We start from the raw sequence: 18,181 nt of genomic DNA on the forward strand, positions 1-18,181 counted from the left end.
AGTCGCGAAGCGTCTGCCCATCAGCGATGCATAAGCCAAGAGCTTCGCGACTTGCGTCGCTCCTACAACGGCTGGCTCCTACAAGGGCTCGGCCAAGGCTTGCAGGGCACGACGCAGCTGCGCATCGGGCGGCAGGTCGACCGGCAGCACCACGACATCGTCCTCGGCGACCGGCTCCTCCAGCGTGGCGAACTGGCTGTCGAGCAACGATACCGGCATGTAGTGGCCGCTACGCTCGCGCATGCGCTGGCCGATCAGCGCCGCCTCGCCGCGCAGGAACAGGAACCGCAGCGGCAGTCCCGCGGCGCGCAGCACGTCGCGGTGCTGGCGGCGCAGTCCGGAGAAGGCAAGGCTCACGCGCGCACCACCGGCCACGCGGCGTTGCAGATCGGCGGCGATACGCGCTGCCCACGGCTGGCGCATCCCGTCGGTCAGCGGCTTGCCTGCAGCCATCAACGCCCTGGCCTGGTCGCTGTGGAAATCGTCGGCGTCGAGGAAGGTCGCCTCCCATGCGTCGGACAACGCGCGCGCCAGCGTGGTCTTGCCGCTGCCGGATACGCCCATCACCACCGCCACGCGCACCTCGCTCATGCCAGTCCCGCCTCACCCGGCAATTCAACACGGACCTGGTAGCGATGCCCGGCCTCGATGCCGAAAAAGGTATCGCCCTCCAACCACCGGCCATCGACTGCGACGCGGGCGTCTGTGCGGCCGGCGACGCGTTCGATCTCCACTTCGAACTCGGCATCGCGGAACCGCCGCCAGGCGCGCGCGCGCGGCCAGTGCGAGGGCAGCTGCGGTGCGATCCTCAGCACTTGGCCGTCGCCACGCAGACCAAACAGTTCCTCCACCAGGCAGCGGTACATCCACGCCGCAGTGCCGGTGTTGAACAGCTGGCTGGAGCGGCCGGCGGTGCGCGGGTGCAGGCGCCAGGCGCCGCGGTAGTAGTTGGGCACGAACACCGGCAGCTGTCCGCGCTGCAGGCAGTCTTCCAGGTCCGGGCCGGACAGCATCGCGCGCAATACGCTCCAGGCGCGATCCCCTTCGCCGACCTTGTACAGGCTGTGCAGATAGAAGGCGGCGGCGTGGTTGTAGACCGCGCCGTTCTCGGCCGAGCCGGGGAATTTCTGGGTCAGCCGGCCGATATCCTCGCGCATGCCGGTATAGGGCGGGTCGAGCATGGCCACGCCGTACGGCGAGACCAACTGCGCATCGACCGCGGCCAGCATCCGCGCGCGGCGCGGTGCGTCGGCGGCGCCGCTGAGCATCGCCCAGCTCTGCGGGTTCAGGTAGATGCGGCCTTCGCTGTCGGCGCGCACGCCGAACGCCACGCCATCGTCGGTGATGCCGCGGCCGTACCAGTCGCCGTCCCACAGGTGGTCGTTGACCGCGGTGTTGAGCGCCGCGGCGCCGGCTTCGAAACGCGCGGCCTGCGCGGCGCGCCCGCTGCGTACGCAGACAGCGGCCCACAGGCGCAGCGCATGCGCGCTGGCCAGCGACAGCCAGCCGGACACGCCGCGTCCCTTCCAGCCGACCATGTTCATCGGATCGCACCAGTCGCCCTGGGCGATGTAGCTGAGCCCGCGCGCATCGCGCACCTGCAGCAGCCAGTCCATCGCCCGGTCGATGCGTTCGGCGACGCTGGCCGTGTCGCCCTCGCGGTCCGTCACCGTAACCTCCAGCAGGGCATCGTCGCCGGTCTCGTCCAGATAAGCCTGCAGGCACACCGGCAACCATACGCAGTGGTCTGTGTGCGGCACCTGGTTGATGTACTTCAGCTCCGCACCCTCGACCAGCAGGATACCGTCGGGCATCGCCCCGCCGGGTTCCTGCTGCGACAGCGCGTGCAGGAAAGCCGCCCGCGCCGTCTGCGGCCGCAGATAGGCCATGCCCATGTGGTCCTGCAGATAGTTGCGGGTCTGCGGGTCGGTGGTCAGGCGGTTGCAATCGCCGTGGTAATAGACCTGCCGCGGCAGCCAGTGGTTGGCGAAGTCGTCCAGCCATGGATCCGGGGTCTCGATGCGCAAACAGCCGCGGCCCTCGTCCAGATAGGAAGCGTGGGCCGTGGTGGCGTCGGCGAAACCGTCCTCGGACAGATAGCGCGCGCGCAGCATGGCGGTCTCGGCGTCGTCGCGGGCCGGGGCGAAGACGAAGCGGAATGTCTCCTCACCCTCTGCCGTCAGGGCAAGGCGGTACTGCAGCGCTGCCGTTGGCGTCTCGTACAGCGCATCGCCGCCCGCAAGACGCTGACCCGCAGTGACGGCAGTCGGCGCGTGCAATCCGCCCTCGCCCTCGAATCCGGCCTGGTTCGCTTCCCAGGCATCGGGCTGGCGCTCGTGCAACAGCACGGTACGGTCCTTGAATTCGCGTTGGCGGAAATGGTCGTCCACCTTCTGGTACGGAGTGACGCTGTCGCAGACGATTCCGCCCAGATCCGCGCGATAACGGCCGGACTGGTTCATCCACGACATGTAGCCGACCGGGAAATACGGGTACAGGCCGATCCGCCGCGGGCGGCCGGAGCGGTTGCGCACGCGCACGGTCCAGAGTTCGGCCACGTCCTTCAGTGGCAACCGCACCGACATTTCCACCTCGATGCCGTCGCATTGCACCGCCCAGGCGACGTCGCCCTGGCCGACCGAGAAAGCGAATGCGTCCGGCGTGCGGTTCACCGGCGCATGCGGCGCGGAGAACAGCAGACCGCTGTCTTCGTCCTTGACGTAGCAGAAGCGGCCGGGATGGTGCGCGTAGTACGGCTGCTCCGGCTGCATGAAACTCTTGGCTTCCAGCGTTGGCGCATGCGCGTACTTGGCCGGCTCCGGCTGCATGAACTGCGCGGTGGCGTAGCCGCGGCAGTTCAGCTGCAACAGCATCCGCCGGTTCCACAGGAAAGTGGAGGCCTGCGGCATCGCGGTGGGACTGCCGAGGACGAAGCGTCGGCCCTGCTCCTGGAAGCCATACGGCAGGGTCGCGTCGAAAACACCGCTCACGTCCCCACCTCCCGCCGCGCCTGCAGTTCCGCCTCGACCCGCGCCAGCGCGGCGTCATCCAGCGGATAGGCCCGCATCACCCACACCGCCAGCAACGCCACCACACCCGGGATCACGGTCAGCAGCAGCACGATGCCCAGGCGCGAGGCGTCGGACTGGGCCTGGTTGGCGACATAGCCCATCGCCGCCAGCATCCAGGCAATCGCGGCCGAAGCCACCGCACCGCCCAGCTTCTGCGAAAACGCCGCAGCGGCGAAGGTCATCGCAGTGGCGCGGCGCCCCGTCTTCCACTCGGTGTAGTCGGCGCAATCGGCATACATGGAGAACGCCAGCGGCGACTTCGGTCCGAGCAGCAATCCGACCAGGGTGTTGAGCGCGAACGTCACCCAGATCTGTTCCTTGGGCACGAAGTACATCGCGCAGCTGATCACGCCGACCCCGGCCATCAGTCCCATCATCAGCCGCCGCTTGTCCACCAGGCGGGTCAGCAGCGGCGTCAGCGCCGCGCCGATGGCCAGCGCCACCGAATAGCTGCCGAGAAACAGGCCGGTCAGCTCCGGCCGGCTTACGTAGTACTTGAGGTAATACACCAGCGAGCCGCTACGCATCACGATGGTCACCATGATCACCAGCGCCAGCACGAACAGCACCAGCCAGGGCTTGTTGCCCAGCAGGTCGAGCACATCCTGGCGCATCGTGCTGCGCTGCTGCGGCGGCGGCTCGATGCGCTCGCGGGTGTTGGCGAACACCGCCACGAAGGTGGCGATCGCCACGACCCCGTACAGGACCATGGTCAGCTGCCAGCCGAGCTGCTCGTCGCCGCGGCCGAGCCAGCGCACCAGGTCCAGGGTCAGCCAGTTGACCAGGGTGGTGCCGGCGAAGGCGGCGATGAAACGGAAACTGATCAGGGTGGTGCGTTGCTGGCTGTCGGCGGTCATGACCCCGGACAGCGCCGAGTACGGCATGCTCAGCACGGTGTAGACGAACATCATCAGGGTGAAGGTGGCATAGGCCCACAGCAGGCGCCCGCCGCCCTCCAGGTCCGGGACCGTCCAGGTCAGCACGCCGGTGATCGCAAGCGGCACCGCGGCGAACAGCAGATACGGCCGGAAGCGTCCCCAGCGGGTACGGGTGCGGTCAGCGATCGCGCCCATGAACGGGTCGGCCGCCGCATCGACCAGTTTGGTCACCAGCATCATCGTGCCGACCGCGCCGGCGGCCAGGCCCATCACGTCGGTGTAGAAGATCAGCAGGAAGGCCGAGATGTTGGCCCAATAGAGGTTGAAGCCGAAGTCGCCGATACCGTAGCTGATCTTCTCGCGCAGCGGCAGGCGCGCGCTGTCCGCGGCCGCGCGCTGGTTTCCGGCTGACGCCGTGTCCTGGTCCTGCGTCATGCGTTGGTTGCTCCGGAAGACCGGCATGTCGGCGCACCTCGCGCGCATGCACCGGCTGTTGACCGCGTTTCAGCTTGCCGGCATCGCGTAGCGCAGGCAAGCGGGCGGCCCCGGGCGGTGCGGCTCGGCATACACTCGCAGGCCCAAGATACGGAGCGCCGCATTGGTTTCCAGCTGGGTCCTGCTGTTGGTATCGGTCGGTTACGCCGCGCTGCTGTTCGGCGTGGCGTGGTGGGGCGACCGGCGCCCGATGTATCCGGACCGGCCCTGGCTGCGGCCGGTGGTCTACAGCCTGGCGCTGGCGGTCTATTGCTCCTCGTGGACGTTCTACGGCGCGGTGGGCAGCGCGGTGCGCAACGGCATCGGTTATCTGCCGATCTATCTGGGCCCGCTGCTGTTGCTGCTGTTCGGCTGGCGCATCATCGAACGGCTGGCGCTGATCGCGCGCAGCCAGAACACCGTTTCCATCGCCGACTTCATTTCCTCGCGCTACGGCCGCTCGCGCCGGCTGGCGGCGCTGGTCACGGTGATCGCGCTGATCGGCGTGGTGCCGTACCTGGCGCTTCAGTACAAGGCGGTGGCGTTGAGCCTGGGCGTGCTGACCGGCCAGGATGCGCAGAACAGCGGTTTCTTCACCGATCCCGCTTTGTACGTGGCACTGCTGATGGCGTTGTTCGCCGCGCTGTTCGGCACCCGTCAGGTGGACGCCACCGAGCATCACCACGGCATGATGCTGGCCATCGCGCTGGAGTCGGTGGTGAAGCTGGTGGCGATGATCATCGTGGGCGTATTCGCCTATGTCTGGCTGGGCGGGCGCGCGCTGCACGTGGAGGAGTCGGCACGGACCCTGTTCGAGAACGCGCCGCCAGTGGGTTTCTTCACCCAGACCCTGCTTGGTTTCCTGGCCATCGTGTGCCTGCCGCGCCAGTTCCATGTGGCGGTGGTGGAATGCAGCGACGTCGGCGATATCCGCAAGGCGCGCTGGCTGTTCGGCGTCTATCTGGTGCTGATCTCTGTGATGGTGGTGCCCATCGCCGCCGCGGGCGTGGCCATGTTCGGCGGCGCCGGCGGCATCGCCAGCGACACCTTCGTGCTGGCGCTGCCGTTGACCGCTGGCAACAACGCGTTGGCGCTGGTGGCGTATATCGGCGGATTCTCGGCGGCCACGGGCATGGTGATCGTGGCCAGCATCGCCCTGGCCACCATGGTCAGCAACGACCTGGTGATGCCGGTGCTGCTGCGGCGCGGCTGGGCCGAACGCCACGCCGAAGCCGACGTGGCCTCGCGCGTGCTGTGGATACGCCGGCTGGCGATCCTGATGCTGGCCTTGTGCGCCTACGCCTACTACCGCACCAGCAGCAACGACAATTCGCTGGCCTCCTACGGGCTCATCGCGTTCGCGGCGGTCGCCCAGTTCGCGCCCGGCCTGATCGGCGGCCTGTATTGGCGCGGCGCCAGCCGGCGTGGCGTGGAAATCGGCATGCTGGTCGGCTTCGCCACCTGGATCTACACATTGCTGCTGCCGACGCTGTCTGCCTCCGGCTGGCTGGGGCCGGAATGGCTGAAGACCGGACCGTACGACATCCACTGGCTGCGTCCGCAACAGCTGTTCAACCTGACCGGCTGGGATCCGTTGACCCATGGCACGTTCTGGTCGCTGCTGCTCAACACCGGCGTGATGATGCTGGTGTCCGCGCGTTGGCGGCCCAGCGTGGATGAACGCCTGCGCATCGCGCCGTTCCTCGACCCGTACGCGCAACGGCAGGCGCTGGTGGCCAGCGAATGGCCGGGCAACGTGCGCGTGTCGGATCTGCTGGCGCTGGCCGAACGCATCGTCGGCGAGCGCCATGCGCGCCGCGCCTTCGCCGAGCAGGCCACCACGCTGCAACGCGAACTGCAGCCGGCGGCAGCCGCCGACCGTGCCTGGGTGCAGTTCACCGAACGCCTGCTGGCCGCGGCCATCGGCGCGGCCTCGGCGCGGTTGGTGCTGACCAGCGTGCTGCGCGGCTCGGGCATGGAGCTGGGCGAAGTGGTGGCGGTGCTGGACGAAGCCGGGCAGGAACTGCGCTTCAACCGCGAAATCCTGTCCACCACGCTGGAGAACATCAGTTCTGGCGTCAGCGTGGTCGATCCGGACATGCGCCTGGTGGCCTGGAACCGCCGTTACCAGCTGATGTTCGGCTATCCGCAAGGCATGCTTTACGTGGGCCGCCCGGTGGCGGATCTGATCCGCTACAACGCCGAGCGCGGCGAGCTGGGCAGCGGCGAGCTGGAAGAGCAGATCGCCAAGCGCATCAGCTACATGCGCGTCGGTTCGCCGCACATCTTCGAGCGCGTGCGCAGCGACGGCAGCGTGATCGAAATGCGTGGGCAGGCGCTGCCCGGCGGCGGCTACGTCACCAGCTACAACGACATCACCGATTTCAAGCGCGCCGAAAACGCGCTGCTGGAAGCCAACGAGAACCTAGAGCAGCGCGTGGCCGACCGCGGACGCGAAGCCGAAGCCGCGCAGCAGTCGAAGACGCGTTTCCTGGCCGCGATCAGCCACGACGTGCTGCAGCCGCTGAATGCGGCGCGGCTGTTCACTTCGGCGCTGCGCGACAGCGAGGAACCGGGCGAACAGCGCCATCTGGCCGAGCGCGTCGATGCGTCGCTGCGCGCGGCGGAAGAGTTGCTGGACGGCCTGCTGGACGTCTCGCGACTGGATGCCGGCGGCATGCACACCGAGATCGGCGATTTCGACGCCGGCGCGCTGCTGCGCGAGCTGGCCTCCCAATACGCGCCAGTCGCCGCCGGCCGCGGCCTGGACCTGCGCGTGCACGCCTCGGCGCAGCCGGTGCGCAGCGACCGCCGGTTGCTGCGCCGCGTGCTGCAGAACTTCATCGCCAATGCGTTGCGCTACACCCGCAGCGGCCGCATCGTGCTGGGCATGCGTCCGCGCGGAGAGAATCTGGAACTGCAGGTGTGGGATACCGGTCCCGGCATTCCCGAGCACCACATGCGTCAGATCTTCGACGAGTTCCATCGCTATCCCCAGCCCTTCGATTGGGGAGAGCAGGGATTGGGATTGGGCCTGTCCATTTGCCAGCGCATCTCGCGGCTGCTCGGCCACGATCTGGGCGCGCACAGCCGTGTCGATCACGGCAGCATGTTCTCGATCACGGTGCCGCGCGCGGCGTTCGCCGCCGACTCCCTGCGCGAGCACGAGCCCGTACCGCGCGCGACGGACTCGCTGGCCGGGTTGCGCGTGCTGTGCGTGGACAACGATCAGGAAATCCTGGACGGCATGCGCGCGCTGCTCAGCCGCTGGCAGGTGGAAGTGATCACGGCGGCCACCGTGGACGAAGCCTTGCGCAAGATCGAGCAGGCTCCGGCGGTGATGCTGGTCGACTACCACCTGCACGACCGCATGGACGGACTGGAAGCCCTGGACGCCCTGCAGGCCGCCAGTGCGGCGCCGATCACCGGCGCCCTGCTGACCGCCGACGGCCGCGACGAACTCAAGCAGCGCGCGCGCGACCGCGGTTACCGGCTGCTGACCAAACCGGTGAAGCCTGCTTCGTTGCGGGCGTTCCTGGCCGCCCACCACCAGACGCTCACGGTGTGAGCGGCCGGGCGCGCATGTCGCGTCTTCGCGAATGGGCGAGAGGGCTAAAGCGCCAGACTCTGGTCGTCTACTTCGCGGCCCGCGATCCACGCACTCCCTGGCTCGCCCGTCTGCTGGCGCTCGGGATCGCGGCATACGCGCTCAGCCCCATCGACCTGATCCCCGACTTCATTCCCGTACTGGGCTACCTGGACGATCTGGTGATCGTCCCGTTGGGGTTGATGCTCGTCCTGCGTCTTATTCCAGCCGATGTCCTTGCCAGCTCGCAGACCAAGGCCGATGGCGCCGTGGACAAGCCGACCAGTCCTGCGATGGCAGCGGCCATCGTGGCGATCTGGGTCGTCGCGATCGTTGCGCTCGGCCTTTGGGCGCGGCAGGCGTTGCGCGCCTGACGGTTCGTCCGGGCCGGCCCGCATCGCTACCGTCATGGGCGCGCGGGGTTTCCCTACGCGTCGGCCCGGGACAGCGCGGCATAAGGGGGGCGTTGCGGGACTTTCGCCACTTCGATGCAATCGCGGCCTTTGCGTTTGGCTTCGTACAGCGCGGCGTCGGCAACGTTGACCCATTCGGTGGGATCGGCGATGGAGTGATTGATCTCGGACAGGCCGATGCTCACGGTGCATTTGAGGTCCACGGCCGCAAAAGCGTACGCGGCCACCTGCCTGCGCAGGCGCTCGGCGGCGACGATGGCTTCTTCCCAATGGGTTTCGGGCATGACGATGCCGAACTCGTCGCCGCCGTAACGTCCGCCGGTGTCCATGTCGCGCAGGCAGGCCTTCATCAGGCGCGCGAATTCCTCGATCACCGCATCGCCCACGGTATGGCCGTAGCCGTCGTTGATCTGCTTGAAGTAATCGATGTCGATCATGATCAGCACCGCCGGCCGGCCCGCGCGCACGAAGCGGTTGAATTCCACATTGGCCGCGTACTGCCACTGCTGCCGGTTCATCAGGCCGGTGGCGGCATCGAAGCGCGAGCTCTTCTCGAGCATGCGTTTCTGGCGCAAGGTCTGTTGCGCCAACAGGCGGCTGGCCGCGCCGATAGCCAGCGGATACACGATCAGCAGCGGCAGACAGGCCAGCATGGTGCGGTAACTGGTGTACGGCTCGAAGCGGAAACCCATGAGGGCGCTGGTAACCAGGCACGTCAGCGCCATCAGCGCCAGGTTCTTGGCGCCGAAGCGGCGGCCGCCGACGATCACTTTGTCCATGGTCAGCATCACCGCCAGCAACACGCTGGGCAGGGTGTCGAAGGCCATCACCGCGATCCAGAAGCCGCCGAACGCGGCGTCGGTCATCAGGTTGCGGTATTCGGCCTTGATCGGATCGCGGCTGCGAAGGACGTGCGCATAGGCCAGGTGCGGCCAGATCAGCCCATCGAATATCAGCAGCCCCCATAGCCAGGGGGCGGCGCTCTGCTCGTACATGACCGCAGCCACGCACAGCACGCCGATCGCCAGCCCAATGGCGCGCATCGGGTATATGCGCCTGCCGAAATTGGTACGGCGGGATTCGCCGCGCTCGCTATCCATCCGCCTATCCGGAAAGCCGGCACGCACCAAGCGGGCCCCATCGCACCATCGTAGCGCGGCCATGCCGGCGACCCGGGTGCGTTATGTGATGAATGTTGCATTTCCATGCCCGTGGGCGCAAATCGCCCTGAAGGGAGGAAGAGGAACTAGTCCTGCTCTTCCGGCAACACCACCATGGTCTCCGGATCGACCGACAAGCGCCCTGCCATCAATACCGCTTGCGTGCGGTTGGTGACTCCCAGCTTGCGCAGGATGGCGGTGACGTGGGCCTTGATGGTGGCCTCGGACACGCCCAGATCGTAGGCGATCTGTTTGTTCAAACGGCCCGCGCCCAGCATCTGCAGCACGCGGAACTGCTGCGGGGTGAGATCGCGCAGGCGCTGGGCCACTTCGTATTCGTCGCGGCCGATACCGGGCGCGGCCAGCGCTTCCGGCGGCGCCCAGCGTTCGCCGTCCAGTACCAGCCGGATCGCTTCGCCGATCGTTTCGGAGGCGGCCGACTTGGGAATGAAACCCAGGGCGCCGTGGTCCAGCGCGCGCCGCATCACGCTGGGCTCTTCGCGCGCGGACACCACCACCACCGGCAGTTGCGGATGCAGCACGCGCAGGTGCACCAGCGCATTGAAGCCCTGCGCGCCGGGCATGTTGAGATCCATCAACAGCAGATCGGCGTCGGGGTGCGCATCGACCAGGGCATAGAGCGCATCGACGTTGTCGGCCTCGTGCAGCTTCACCCCCGGCATCACCCGCTGCACCGCCCCGCGCAGGGCTTCGCGGAACAGGGGGTGGTCGTCGGCGATGAGCAGGGTGGTCATAGGAAAAAACCGGGAGCCAATCGCGGCGATGCCTTACGGTTCGGCGCGGCAGGCGACGCATGGGCAATCCAGGCGCGAGAAGGCTTACTTGTTGCATGCTCGAATACGACGCTCCTCTCAAAAGACTCGCACGCCGACTTCGCCGCGACATGACCGATGCCGAGCATAGGCTTTGGTTCAATCTGCGCAGAAAGCAGTTGGATGGCGTCTGCTGTTACCGGCAGAAACCGATCGGCCCATACATCGTCGATTTCTACCTGCCTGAGATCAGACTGGTTGTCGAAGTGGACGGGTCGCAGCATGCGACCGAGGCCGGCACCGCCGTCGACTGTGTGCGTACCGCTTACCTGGAAAGTCTGGGATTGAAGGTGATCCGCTTCGACAACCGGCAAGTTCTGCTGGAGACCCATGCGGTGCTGGATGCGATCTGGGATGAGCTGATTCGCCGACGCTAAGAGCAAATCCCCCCTGCCCCCCTTTTTCAAAGGGGGAAAAGCGATGGCGGCCGCGAAGGATGGCGCCTTTGCGGACACGGTCCACGCGGTGTCCGCTCGCATGTGAAAAGATGCGCCGACGGATCCCCCCCTTTGAAAAAGGGGGGCCAGGGGGGATTTGCTCTTGATCTTGCTCTGAAGCTTCATTTCACCTTGCGCTCCGCCACCAGCGACTCCACCACCGATGGATCGGCCAGGGTGGAGGTATCGCCCAGCTGATCCGGCGCGTTCTCGGCGATCTTGCGCAGGATGCGGCGCATGATCTTGCCCGAACGCGTCTTCGGCAGACCCGGCGCCCATTGCAGATGGTCCGGCGAGGCGATGGGGCCGATCTCCTTGCGCACCCAGGCCACCAGTTCCTTCTGCAACTCGTCGGTCTGCACTTCGCCCGCGATCAGAGTGACGTAGGCGTAGATGCCCTGGCCCTTGATGTCGTGCGGGAAACCCACCACCGCCGCTTCGGCCACCTTCGGATGCGACACCAATGCGCTCTCCACTTCGGCGGTGCCGATGCGATGGCCGCTGACGTTGATCACGTCGTCGACGCGGCCGGTGATCCAGTAATAGCCGTCTTCGTCGCGACGGCAACCGTCGCCGGTGAAATAGGTGCCCGGATAGGTGCGGAAATAGGTGTCGATGAAGCGCGGATGGTCGCCGTAGACGCTGCGCATCTGGCCGGGCCAGGAATCGAGCAGCACCAGATTGCCTTCGGCGGCGCCTTCCAGCACTTCGCCGTTGGCATCGACCAGTGCCGGCTTCACGCCGAAGAAAGGCAGCGTGGCCGAACCTGGCTTGAGGTCGATGGCGCCGGCCAGCGGAGTGATCAGGATGCCGCCGGTTTCGGTCTGCCACCAGGTATCGACGATGGGGCAGCGCGAATCGCCCACCACCTCGTAGTACCAGCGCCAGGCTTCGGGATTGATAGGCTCGCCGACGCTGCCCAGCAGGCGCAGCGAGCTGCGCGAAGTCTTCTTCACCGGCGCTTCGCCTTCGCGCATCAGCGCGCGGATGGCGGTCGGCGCGGTGTAGAAGATCGTCACTTGGTGCTTGTCGATGACTTCCCAGAAGCGCGATACATTGGGATAGTTGGGCACGCCCTCGAACATCACCGCGGTGGCGCCGTTGGCCAGCGGCCCGTAGACGATATAGCTGTGGCCGGTGACCCAGCCGACGTCGGCGGTGCACCAGTAGACGTCGTCCTCGCGCAGGTCGAACACCGCCTCGTGGGTGTAGCTGGCGTAGAGCAGATAGCCGCCGGTGGTGTGCAGCACGCCCTTGGGTTTGCCGGTGGAACCGGAGGTGTAGAGGATGAACAGCGGATCTTCGGCGTTCATGCGCTCGGGTTCGCATTCGGCCGGCTGGCCTTCGACCACCGCATCGAACCAGCGGTCGCGCGGCATCTGCATGTCCACCGCGCCGCCGGTGTGGCGCACCACCAGCACGGTTTCCACGGTATTGGTGCCGGGAAGTTTCAGTGCAGCGTCGACATTGGCCTTCAGCGGCACCTTCTTGCCGCCGCGCAGACCTTCGTCGGCGGTGATGATGAGCTTGCTGGCGCAGTCGGCCACGCGGTCGGCGATGGAATTGGGCGCGAAGCCGCCGAACACCACCGAGTGGATGGCGCCGATGCGGGCGCAGGCCAGCATGGCGACCGCCGCGTCGGGGATCATCGGCAGGTAGATGGTGACGCGGTCGCCTTTCTGCACGCCCAGGTTGCGCAATGCGTTGCCCAGCCGGCAGACGCGTTCGTACAACTCGCGGTAGGTGACGTTGTAGGAGGGACTGTCGGGACTGTCGGGTTCGAACAGCAATGCGGTCTTGTCGCCGCGCGTGGCCAGCTGCCGGTCCAGGCAGTTGACGCTGGCGTTCAATTCGCCGTCGGCGAACCAGCGGATACGGAAGTCCTTGAGGTCATAGCTGACGTCCTTGATCTGCGTCGGCGGCTTGAACCAGTCGAGCCGGGCCGCGGCCTGTCCCCAGAATTTTTCCGGGTCTTCGATCGATTGGCGATAGTCGCGTTGGTAGCCGCTGCGGTCGATGCGCGCCTTGGCGGCGAATTCGGGATTGACGGGATACAGATCTGACATGGGCCCCTCCCCGCAGACCAGCGCTGCAGGCGTCGTTGATGGTGATGGACAGGATGTTAAAGGAAGCGATATGCGCCAGTTTGACGCATTCGCCGATGACGCGTTGCAGCAACGTCCTTAGACCATCGTCGTATCCGTACGCGTAGGCCGGCATTCATGCGGGCGCTTTCGACTAATGGCGAATAGGCGCGGCCGACGGCCGCGCGCAGTCTGCGGCGCAACCGTGCGCTCTGCGCGGCCCATCACGCATTATCGGGAGAGGGATAATGAGCAAACGCATCGCATCGATGTCGCGGCGACCCCTGGCTGCGGCACTGTTCGTGGCGCTGATCGCGCCGGGCATGGCTTTCGCCGAGACCAAGAAAGAAAAGGAACTGGAAGCACGCATCGCCCAACTGGAACAGCAGGTCCAGGCCTTGCTGTCTTCGCAGCAACAGCAACAGACGGCGATCGCGCAAACGCAGACCCAGATCACCGAGGTCAAGACCGCGCAAGCGGCGCCGGCCGACGGCAAGCCGCGCATCCAGACCGGGCCGATCATGCCGGGCGCCAACCCGGGCACGTCGTTCACCTACGGCGGCTTCATCAAGATGGACGGCATGTACACCGACACCAGCGACGGGCGCATCGCCGATGGTTCCTCGGGACGACTGTTCTACCTGCCCAGCAGCATTCCGGTCGGCGGCCCCACCGCAGACGGCGGCGACCCATACACCGATTACCACGCGCAGTTCTCGCGTTTCTGGTTCAGCGCCGACCACACCACCGACAAGGGCGACAAGATCAAGGCGTACATCGAAGCCGACATGTTCGGCGGCGGCAGCAACGCCCTGGCCGGCAACGAAACGGCGACCAACACCTATGCGGTTTCGCTGCGCCAGGCCTATGTGAGCTGGAACGGCTGGTTGGCCGGCCAGACCTGGTCCAACTTCCAGGACGTGGCGGCGCTGCCGGACGCGGTGGATTTCGTCGGCACCACCGACGGCACCATCTTCGTGCGCCAGGCGCAATTGAGATACACCAAGGGTCCGTGGTCGTTCTCGGCGGAAAACCCGCAGACCACCATCACGCCTTATCTAAACAACGGCGCGCGCTTCAACAGCGGGGACAACGTGGCCCCGGACATCACCGCGCGCTGGATCACCAAGGGCGATTGGGGCCACTTCACCGTCGCCGGACTGTTGCGCCAGTTCAAATACCTGGACGAAACCGAAACCGGCGGCGCGGTCAGCGTGTCGGGCAAGTTCAACCTGGGCAAGAGCGACGACATTCGCTACGCGGTCAATGCCGGCAGCGGCATCGGCCGCTACCTGGCCTTCGGACTGGGCAGCGATGTGGTGGTGGACGCCAATGGCGAACTCAACGCGCTGGACGGTTACGGTGGTTTCGTCGCCTGGCGTCACGTGTTTTCGCCCAAGCTGCGCAGCAACCTGATGTATTCGGCGGCGATGTTCGACAACGACAAGGCCATCACCGGCTTTGGGGTGACCGAACGCGCGCAGTCGTACCACGCCAACCTGATCTATTCGCCGTTCCCGAAACTGGATATCGGCGCCGAACTTATCTTCGGCCAGCGTGCGCTCGAGGACGACCGTGAAGGCGACCTGCGGCGCATCCACACCCACGTCAAGTACAGCTTCTAACGGCAGCATCCCAACAGGAATCCCGACATGTCAACGACAGCAAACGCATTGCCCGCGGGCAAACCGCTGACCGCAGGCCACAAGAAGGTCATCTTCGCCTCGAGCCTGGGCACGGTATTCGAGTGGTACGACTTCTATCTGTACGGATCGCTCGCTGCGATCATCGCCAAGCAGTTCTTCTCGGCGTTGAATCCGGCCAGCGCCTTCATCTTCGCCCTGCTCGCCTTCGCCGCCGGTTTCGCGGTGCGTCCGTTCGGCGCGCTGGTGTTCGGCCGCATCGGCGACATGATCGGGCGCAAGTACACGTTCCTGGTCACCATCGTGATCATGGGCCTGTCGACGTTCCTGGTCGGCGTATTGCCCAGTTACGCCACCATCGGCGTTGCGGCGCCGGTGATCCTGATCGGTTTGCGCATGTTGCAGGGCCTGGCACTGGGCGGCGAATACGGCGGCGCGGCCACCTACGTCGCCGAGCATGCGCCGCAGGGCAAGCGCGGCTTCTACACCAGCTTCATCCAGACCACTGCGACCCTGGGCCTGTTCCTGTCGTTGCTGGTGATCCTGGGCTGCCGCTACTTCCTGGGCACCGAAGCGTTCGAAGCGTGGGGCTGGCGCATTCCTTTCCTGGTATCGGTGGTGCTGCTGGGCGTTTCGGTGTGGATCCGTCTGCAGCTGGCCGAGTCGCCCCTGTTCCAGGAAATGAAGGACCAGGGCAAGACTTCCAAGGCGCCGATCACGGAGAGCTTCTTCTCCAGGAACGGCAAGATCGCGCTGCTGGCCCTGCTGGGCGCCACTGCCGGCCAGGCCGTGGTCTGGTATGCCGGACAGTTCTACGCACTGTTCTTCTTGACCCAGACGCTGAAGATCGACGCCACCACGGCCAACCTGCTGATCGCGGGCAGCCTCATCATCGGTACGCCCTTCTTCATCTTTTTCGGCTGGTGGTCCGACAAAATCGGGCGCAAGCCGATCATCCTGGGCGGCTGTCTGATCGCTGCGCTGACGTTCTTCCCGATCTTCAAGGGACTCACGCACTACGGCAATCCGGCGATGGAGGAAGCGGTAGCGACCAGCCCGGTGGTGGTGATGGCCGATCCGGCGACCTGCAGCTTCCAGTTCGACCCGGTGGGCAAGAAAGTGTTCACCAGCAGCTGCGATATCGCCAAGGCCGCACTGGCCAAGGCGGGCGTGACCTATTCCAACCAGGACGCGGCGGCCGGCACCGTGGCTCGCATCAACGTGGGTACGGCGACGGTCGAGGCATTCGAAGGCGCCGGTCTGGATCCTGCGGCGTTCAAGACCAAGACGGAAGATTTCGGCAAAGCGCTGAAGGCCGACCTGACCACCGCCGGCTATCCCGAGAAGGCCGACCCGGCGCGCATCAACAAGCCGATGGTGCTGTTGCTGCTGACCATCCTGGTCATCTACGTGACCATGGTCTATGGGCCGATCGCTGCCTGGCTGGTGGAGCTGTTCCCCACCAAGATCCGTTACACGTCCATGTCGCTTCCGTACCACATCGGCAACGGCTGGTTCGGCGGCTTCCTGCCCACCATCGCCTTCGCCATGGTGGTGGCCAGCGGCAACATCTACCAGGGCCTGTGGTATCCGATCGTGATCGCGGCGATGACCCTGGTGATCGGCACGCTGTTCCTGCCGGAGACCAAGGACGTGGACATCACCAAGTAAGCTCCCTCGCCGGACCCGGTCCGGACTTGCCTGGCGCCGGCTCGCAAGAGCCGGCGCTTTTTTATCTGGATTCGTATTGGAATGCGGAAGCGAACGCTTTCCGCCAGTGGCGCCTGCGTTGCTGCCGTTGCCGGGGCGTTGCGCTTATTGGGGCGGGGCGGCGAGCTCTTTCGCGCTCAAGTAGCCGTTTCCGTCGACGTCCTGCTTCTTGAACGTGGCGGCCAGACGCTCGCGGTGCTGCTGGCGGGTGATCGCCTGGCCTTTGCCGCCGGGAAGCTCGTCGGCGGTGAGCGCGCCATCGCGGTTGAGGTCGCGCGCGTCGAACGCGTAACCCATCCAGTCCAGATATTCGGACAGACCGACACGGCCGTCGCCATCGCTGTCCATGCGCGCCAGGTAATCGCTGGTCGCGTCGACCTGGGCGAAGACCGGAAGCGGCGCCAGCAGCGCTATCGCGAAACAGAGACATTGCATGGCAGGCATGCGCTCATTGTAGAGCCGAGCTTGCTCGGTTGCTCTTTGCTTCGTATCAAAGCAGCCGAGCAAGCACGGCTCTACAAGGAACCGGATCGGCCTCAATGCGCGGCCAGCGCGTAGCCTTTCAGGCGCATCGAATAGTCCTGCAGCGCGCGGATGCCGCTGGCTTCGGCTTCGTGGCACCAGGCCTGCAGCTGCTTCAACCGCTCCGATGCGTCGTTCGTGCGCGCTTCCAGCAGGGCGCTGAGGCGCGCGCGGTGCTGGACCAGCGCCTGGATGCGCGGACGTTGCGAAACCCAGTGCTGCAGCTGTTCGCGCGCATCGGGTTGCAGCCAACGGCCGTCGTCGGCCAGCCCCTTGCGCAGCCGGCGCGGCAATAGCCGGCGCAGTTTCTCGCCGGCAAGGCGCGCTTCTTCCTTCAACGCCGGTTTCAGCACGTTGCGCTGGTATTCGGTCATGGCCAGGAAGCGGTGCGACAGCAACGCTTTCAGCGTATCGCCGTCGGGCACGGAAATATTCGGGCGCACATCCAGGGTGGGCGCCACCCGCAGCACCTTGGCCAGTCCGACCGATTCCATCGCCTTGATCGCCGCCCAGCCGATATCCACTTCCCAGCGCCGCATCGAAAAGCGCGCCGAGCTAGGGAACGCATGGTGGTTGTTGTGCAGTTCCTCGCCACCGATCCACACGCCCCAGGGGGTCAGGTTGGTGGAGGTGTCGGCCGATTCGAAATTGCGGTAGCCCCACCAATGGCCGAGGCCGTTGACCACGCCGGCGGCCCAGAACGGGATCCACGCCATCTGGATGGCCCATAGCGCGATGCCCGGCAGGCCGAACAGGACGGAATTGGCGAACAGCAGCGCGATCGGGCCGAAGGTCGCATGCGGGGTGTAGAGATGGCGCTCCATCCAGTCGTCCGGCGCGCCCTTGCCGTATTGCTCTATGTCGGCGCGCTGCCAGCGCGCTTCGCGGTACAGCTCGACGCCGCGCCAGAACACGTTGCCGATGCCCTTGAACTGCGGGCTGTGCGGATCCTCCTCGGTTTCCACCTTGGCGTGATGCTTGCGGTGGATGGCCACCCACTCCTTGGTGATCATGGAGGTGGTCAGCCATGTCCAGAAACGGAAGAAGTGGCTGACCAGCGGATGGAAATCCACGCCGCGGTGGGCCTGGCTGCGGTGCAGGTACAAGGTGACCGAAAAGATGGTCAGCTGGGTGAAAACCAGCAGCACGGCAAGCATGCCCCACCAGCCGGGCGCGAGCAGTCCGCCGGACAGGAAATCGAACAGGGCTTGGGGCAGAGCGGGCATGGCGGGTTTCCTTGGAACCGGCGGGAATATGAACGGCGGAATGCATTGCCGGTGCGATAATCATGGGGCCTGCCGGTCCGGTTTTCACCCGTCGCCCGCGTATGGTGTCCGTCCGCCCCGCCCCCACCGGAACCCGCATATTTC

At 66.0% G+C, this 18,181-nt stretch carries 13 protein-coding genes; 5 read left to right on the forward strand and 8 right to left on the reverse strand.

The genetic code is table 11. The annotated features are described in order from the left end of the window. Positions 1-78 precede the first annotated feature (78 nt). From CSC73_RS05145 to CSC73_RS05155, 3 genes are all read right to left on the reverse strand, one after another. On the reverse strand, positions 79-591 hold the full coding sequence (locus tag CSC73_RS05145) for a gluconokinase (RefSeq protein WP_163839322.1): 513 nt from the start codon (positions 589-591) through the stop codon (positions 79-81). Further along, on the reverse strand, positions 588-2,909 hold the full coding sequence (locus tag CSC73_RS05150; protein ID WP_163839365.1) for a GH36-type glycosyl hydrolase domain-containing protein: 2,322 nt from the start codon (positions 2,907-2,909) through the stop codon (positions 588-590). The genes CSC73_RS05145 and CSC73_RS05150 overlap by 4 nt, the downstream gene beginning before the upstream one ends. A 77-nt stretch (positions 2,910-2,986) precedes the next feature. After that, positions 2,987-4,384, reverse strand: a complete 1,398-nt coding sequence (locus tag CSC73_RS05155; RefSeq protein WP_163839323.1) for an MFS transporter — start codon at positions 4,382-4,384, stop codon at positions 2,987-2,989. Between the two features lie 163 nt (positions 4,385-4,547). Between CSC73_RS05155 and CSC73_RS05160 the strand changes: the two genes are divergently transcribed. After that, complete coding sequence (locus CSC73_RS05160; RefSeq protein WP_163839324.1) at positions 4,548-7,991, forward strand: hybrid sensor histidine kinase/response regulator; 3,444 nt, start codon at positions 4,548-4,550, stop codon at positions 7,989-7,991. Positions 7,992-8,005: 14 nt separating this feature from the next. Continuing rightward, on the forward strand, positions 8,006-8,383 hold the full coding sequence (locus tag CSC73_RS05165; RefSeq protein WP_163839325.1) for a YkvA family protein: 378 nt from the start codon (positions 8,006-8,008) through the stop codon (positions 8,381-8,383). Positions 8,384-8,436: 53 nt separating this feature from the next. Here CSC73_RS05165 and CSC73_RS05170 read toward each other — a convergent pair whose 3' ends face one another. Together CSC73_RS05170 and CSC73_RS05175 are read right to left on the reverse strand one after the other, a co-directional pair. Continuing rightward, on the reverse strand, positions 8,437-9,522 hold the full coding sequence (locus tag CSC73_RS05170; RefSeq protein WP_163839326.1) for a diguanylate cyclase: 1,086 nt from the start codon (positions 9,520-9,522) through the stop codon (positions 8,437-8,439). Positions 9,523-9,668: 146 nt separating this feature from the next. Further along, positions 9,669-10,337, reverse strand: coding sequence for a response regulator transcription factor (locus CSC73_RS05175; protein ID WP_163839327.1), 669 nt, complete (start codon positions 10,335-10,337; stop codon positions 9,669-9,671). Between the two features lie 95 nt (positions 10,338-10,432). On the opposite strand from CSC73_RS05175, the gene CSC73_RS05180 reads away from it, so the two are divergent. Further along, complete coding sequence (locus CSC73_RS05180; RefSeq protein WP_163839328.1) at positions 10,433-10,792, forward strand: endonuclease domain-containing protein; 360 nt, start codon at positions 10,433-10,435, stop codon at positions 10,790-10,792. Between the two features lie 182 nt (positions 10,793-10,974). On the opposite strand, the gene acs is transcribed toward CSC73_RS05180, so the two are convergent. After that, a complete protein-coding gene (gene acs / locus CSC73_RS05185) occupies positions 10,975-12,918 on the reverse strand; it encodes an acetate--CoA ligase (RefSeq protein ID WP_163839329.1) in 1,944 nt (647 codons plus the stop codon). Positions 12,919-13,184: 266 nt separating this feature from the next. Here acs and CSC73_RS05190 point away from each other — a divergent pair, with 266 nt between their 5' ends. Further along, a complete protein-coding gene (locus CSC73_RS05190; protein WP_163839330.1) occupies positions 13,185-14,561 on the forward strand; it encodes a DcaP family trimeric outer membrane transporter in 1,377 nt (458 codons plus the stop codon). A gap of 27 nt (positions 14,562-14,588) precedes the next feature. After that, complete coding sequence (locus CSC73_RS05195) at positions 14,589-16,250, forward strand: MFS transporter (RefSeq protein WP_163839331.1); 1,662 nt, start codon at positions 14,589-14,591, stop codon at positions 16,248-16,250. A gap of 144 nt (positions 16,251-16,394) precedes the next feature. On the opposite strand, the gene CSC73_RS05200 is transcribed toward CSC73_RS05195, so the two are convergent. Both CSC73_RS05200 and CSC73_RS05205 read right to left on the reverse strand, forming a co-directional pair. Beyond that, on the reverse strand, positions 16,395-16,724 hold the full coding sequence (locus CSC73_RS05200; protein WP_163839332.1) for an EF-hand domain-containing protein: 330 nt from the start codon (positions 16,722-16,724) through the stop codon (positions 16,395-16,397). A gap of 101 nt (positions 16,725-16,825) precedes the next feature. After that, a complete protein-coding gene (locus CSC73_RS05205; RefSeq protein WP_211840810.1) occupies positions 16,826-18,037 on the reverse strand; it encodes a DesA family fatty acid desaturase in 1,212 nt (403 codons plus the stop codon). Positions 18,038-18,181 lie beyond the last annotated feature (144 nt).

Origin of the sequence: Pseudoxanthomonas sacheonensis, from assembly GCF_010093305.1 — a bacterium.
In the GTDB taxonomy this organism is placed as follows: Bacteria; Pseudomonadota; Gammaproteobacteria; order Xanthomonadales; family Xanthomonadaceae; genus Pseudoxanthomonas_A; species Pseudoxanthomonas_A sacheonensis.

What these genes read in the sequence shown, in the direction of transcription:
- CSC73_RS05145 (WP_163839322.1), bottom strand. Translation starts at nt 591, where the DNA reads ATGAGCGAGGTGCGCGTGGCGGTGGTGATGGGCGTATCCGGCAGCGGC.
- CSC73_RS05150 (WP_163839365.1), bottom strand. Translation starts at nt 2,909, where the DNA reads ATGCCGCAGGCCTCCACTTTCCTGTGGAACCGGCGGATGCTGTTGCAG.
- CSC73_RS05155 (WP_163839323.1), bottom strand. Translation starts at nt 4,384, where the DNA reads ATGACGCAGGACCAGGACACGGCGTCAGCCGGAAACCAGCGCGCGGCC.
- CSC73_RS05165 (WP_163839325.1), top strand. Translation starts at nt 8,006, where the DNA reads ATGTCGCGTCTTCGCGAATGGGCGAGAGGGCTAAAGCGCCAGACTCTG.
- CSC73_RS05170 (WP_163839326.1), bottom strand. Translation starts at nt 9,522, where the DNA reads ATGGATAGCGAGCGCGGCGAATCCCGCCGTACCAATTTCGGCAGGCGC.
- CSC73_RS05175 (WP_163839327.1), bottom strand. Translation starts at nt 10,337, where the DNA reads ATGACCACCCTGCTCATCGCCGACGACCACCCCCTGTTCCGCGAAGCC.
- CSC73_RS05180 (WP_163839328.1), top strand. Translation starts at nt 10,433, where the DNA reads ATGCTCGAATACGACGCTCCTCTCAAAAGACTCGCACGCCGACTTCGC.
- acs (WP_163839329.1), bottom strand. Translation starts at nt 12,918, where the DNA reads ATGTCAGATCTGTATCCCGTCAATCCCGAATTCGCCGCCAAGGCGCGC.
- CSC73_RS05190 (WP_163839330.1), top strand. Translation starts at nt 13,185, where the DNA reads ATGAGCAAACGCATCGCATCGATGTCGCGGCGACCCCTGGCTGCGGCA.
- CSC73_RS05195 (WP_163839331.1), top strand. Translation starts at nt 14,589, where the DNA reads ATGTCAACGACAGCAAACGCATTGCCCGCGGGCAAACCGCTGACCGCA.
- CSC73_RS05200 (WP_163839332.1), bottom strand. Translation starts at nt 16,724, where the DNA reads ATGCAATGTCTCTGTTTCGCGATAGCGCTGCTGGCGCCGCTTCCGGTC.
- CSC73_RS05205 (WP_211840810.1), bottom strand. Translation starts at nt 18,037, where the DNA reads ATGCCCGCTCTGCCCCAAGCCCTGTTCGATTTCCTGTCCGGCGGACTG.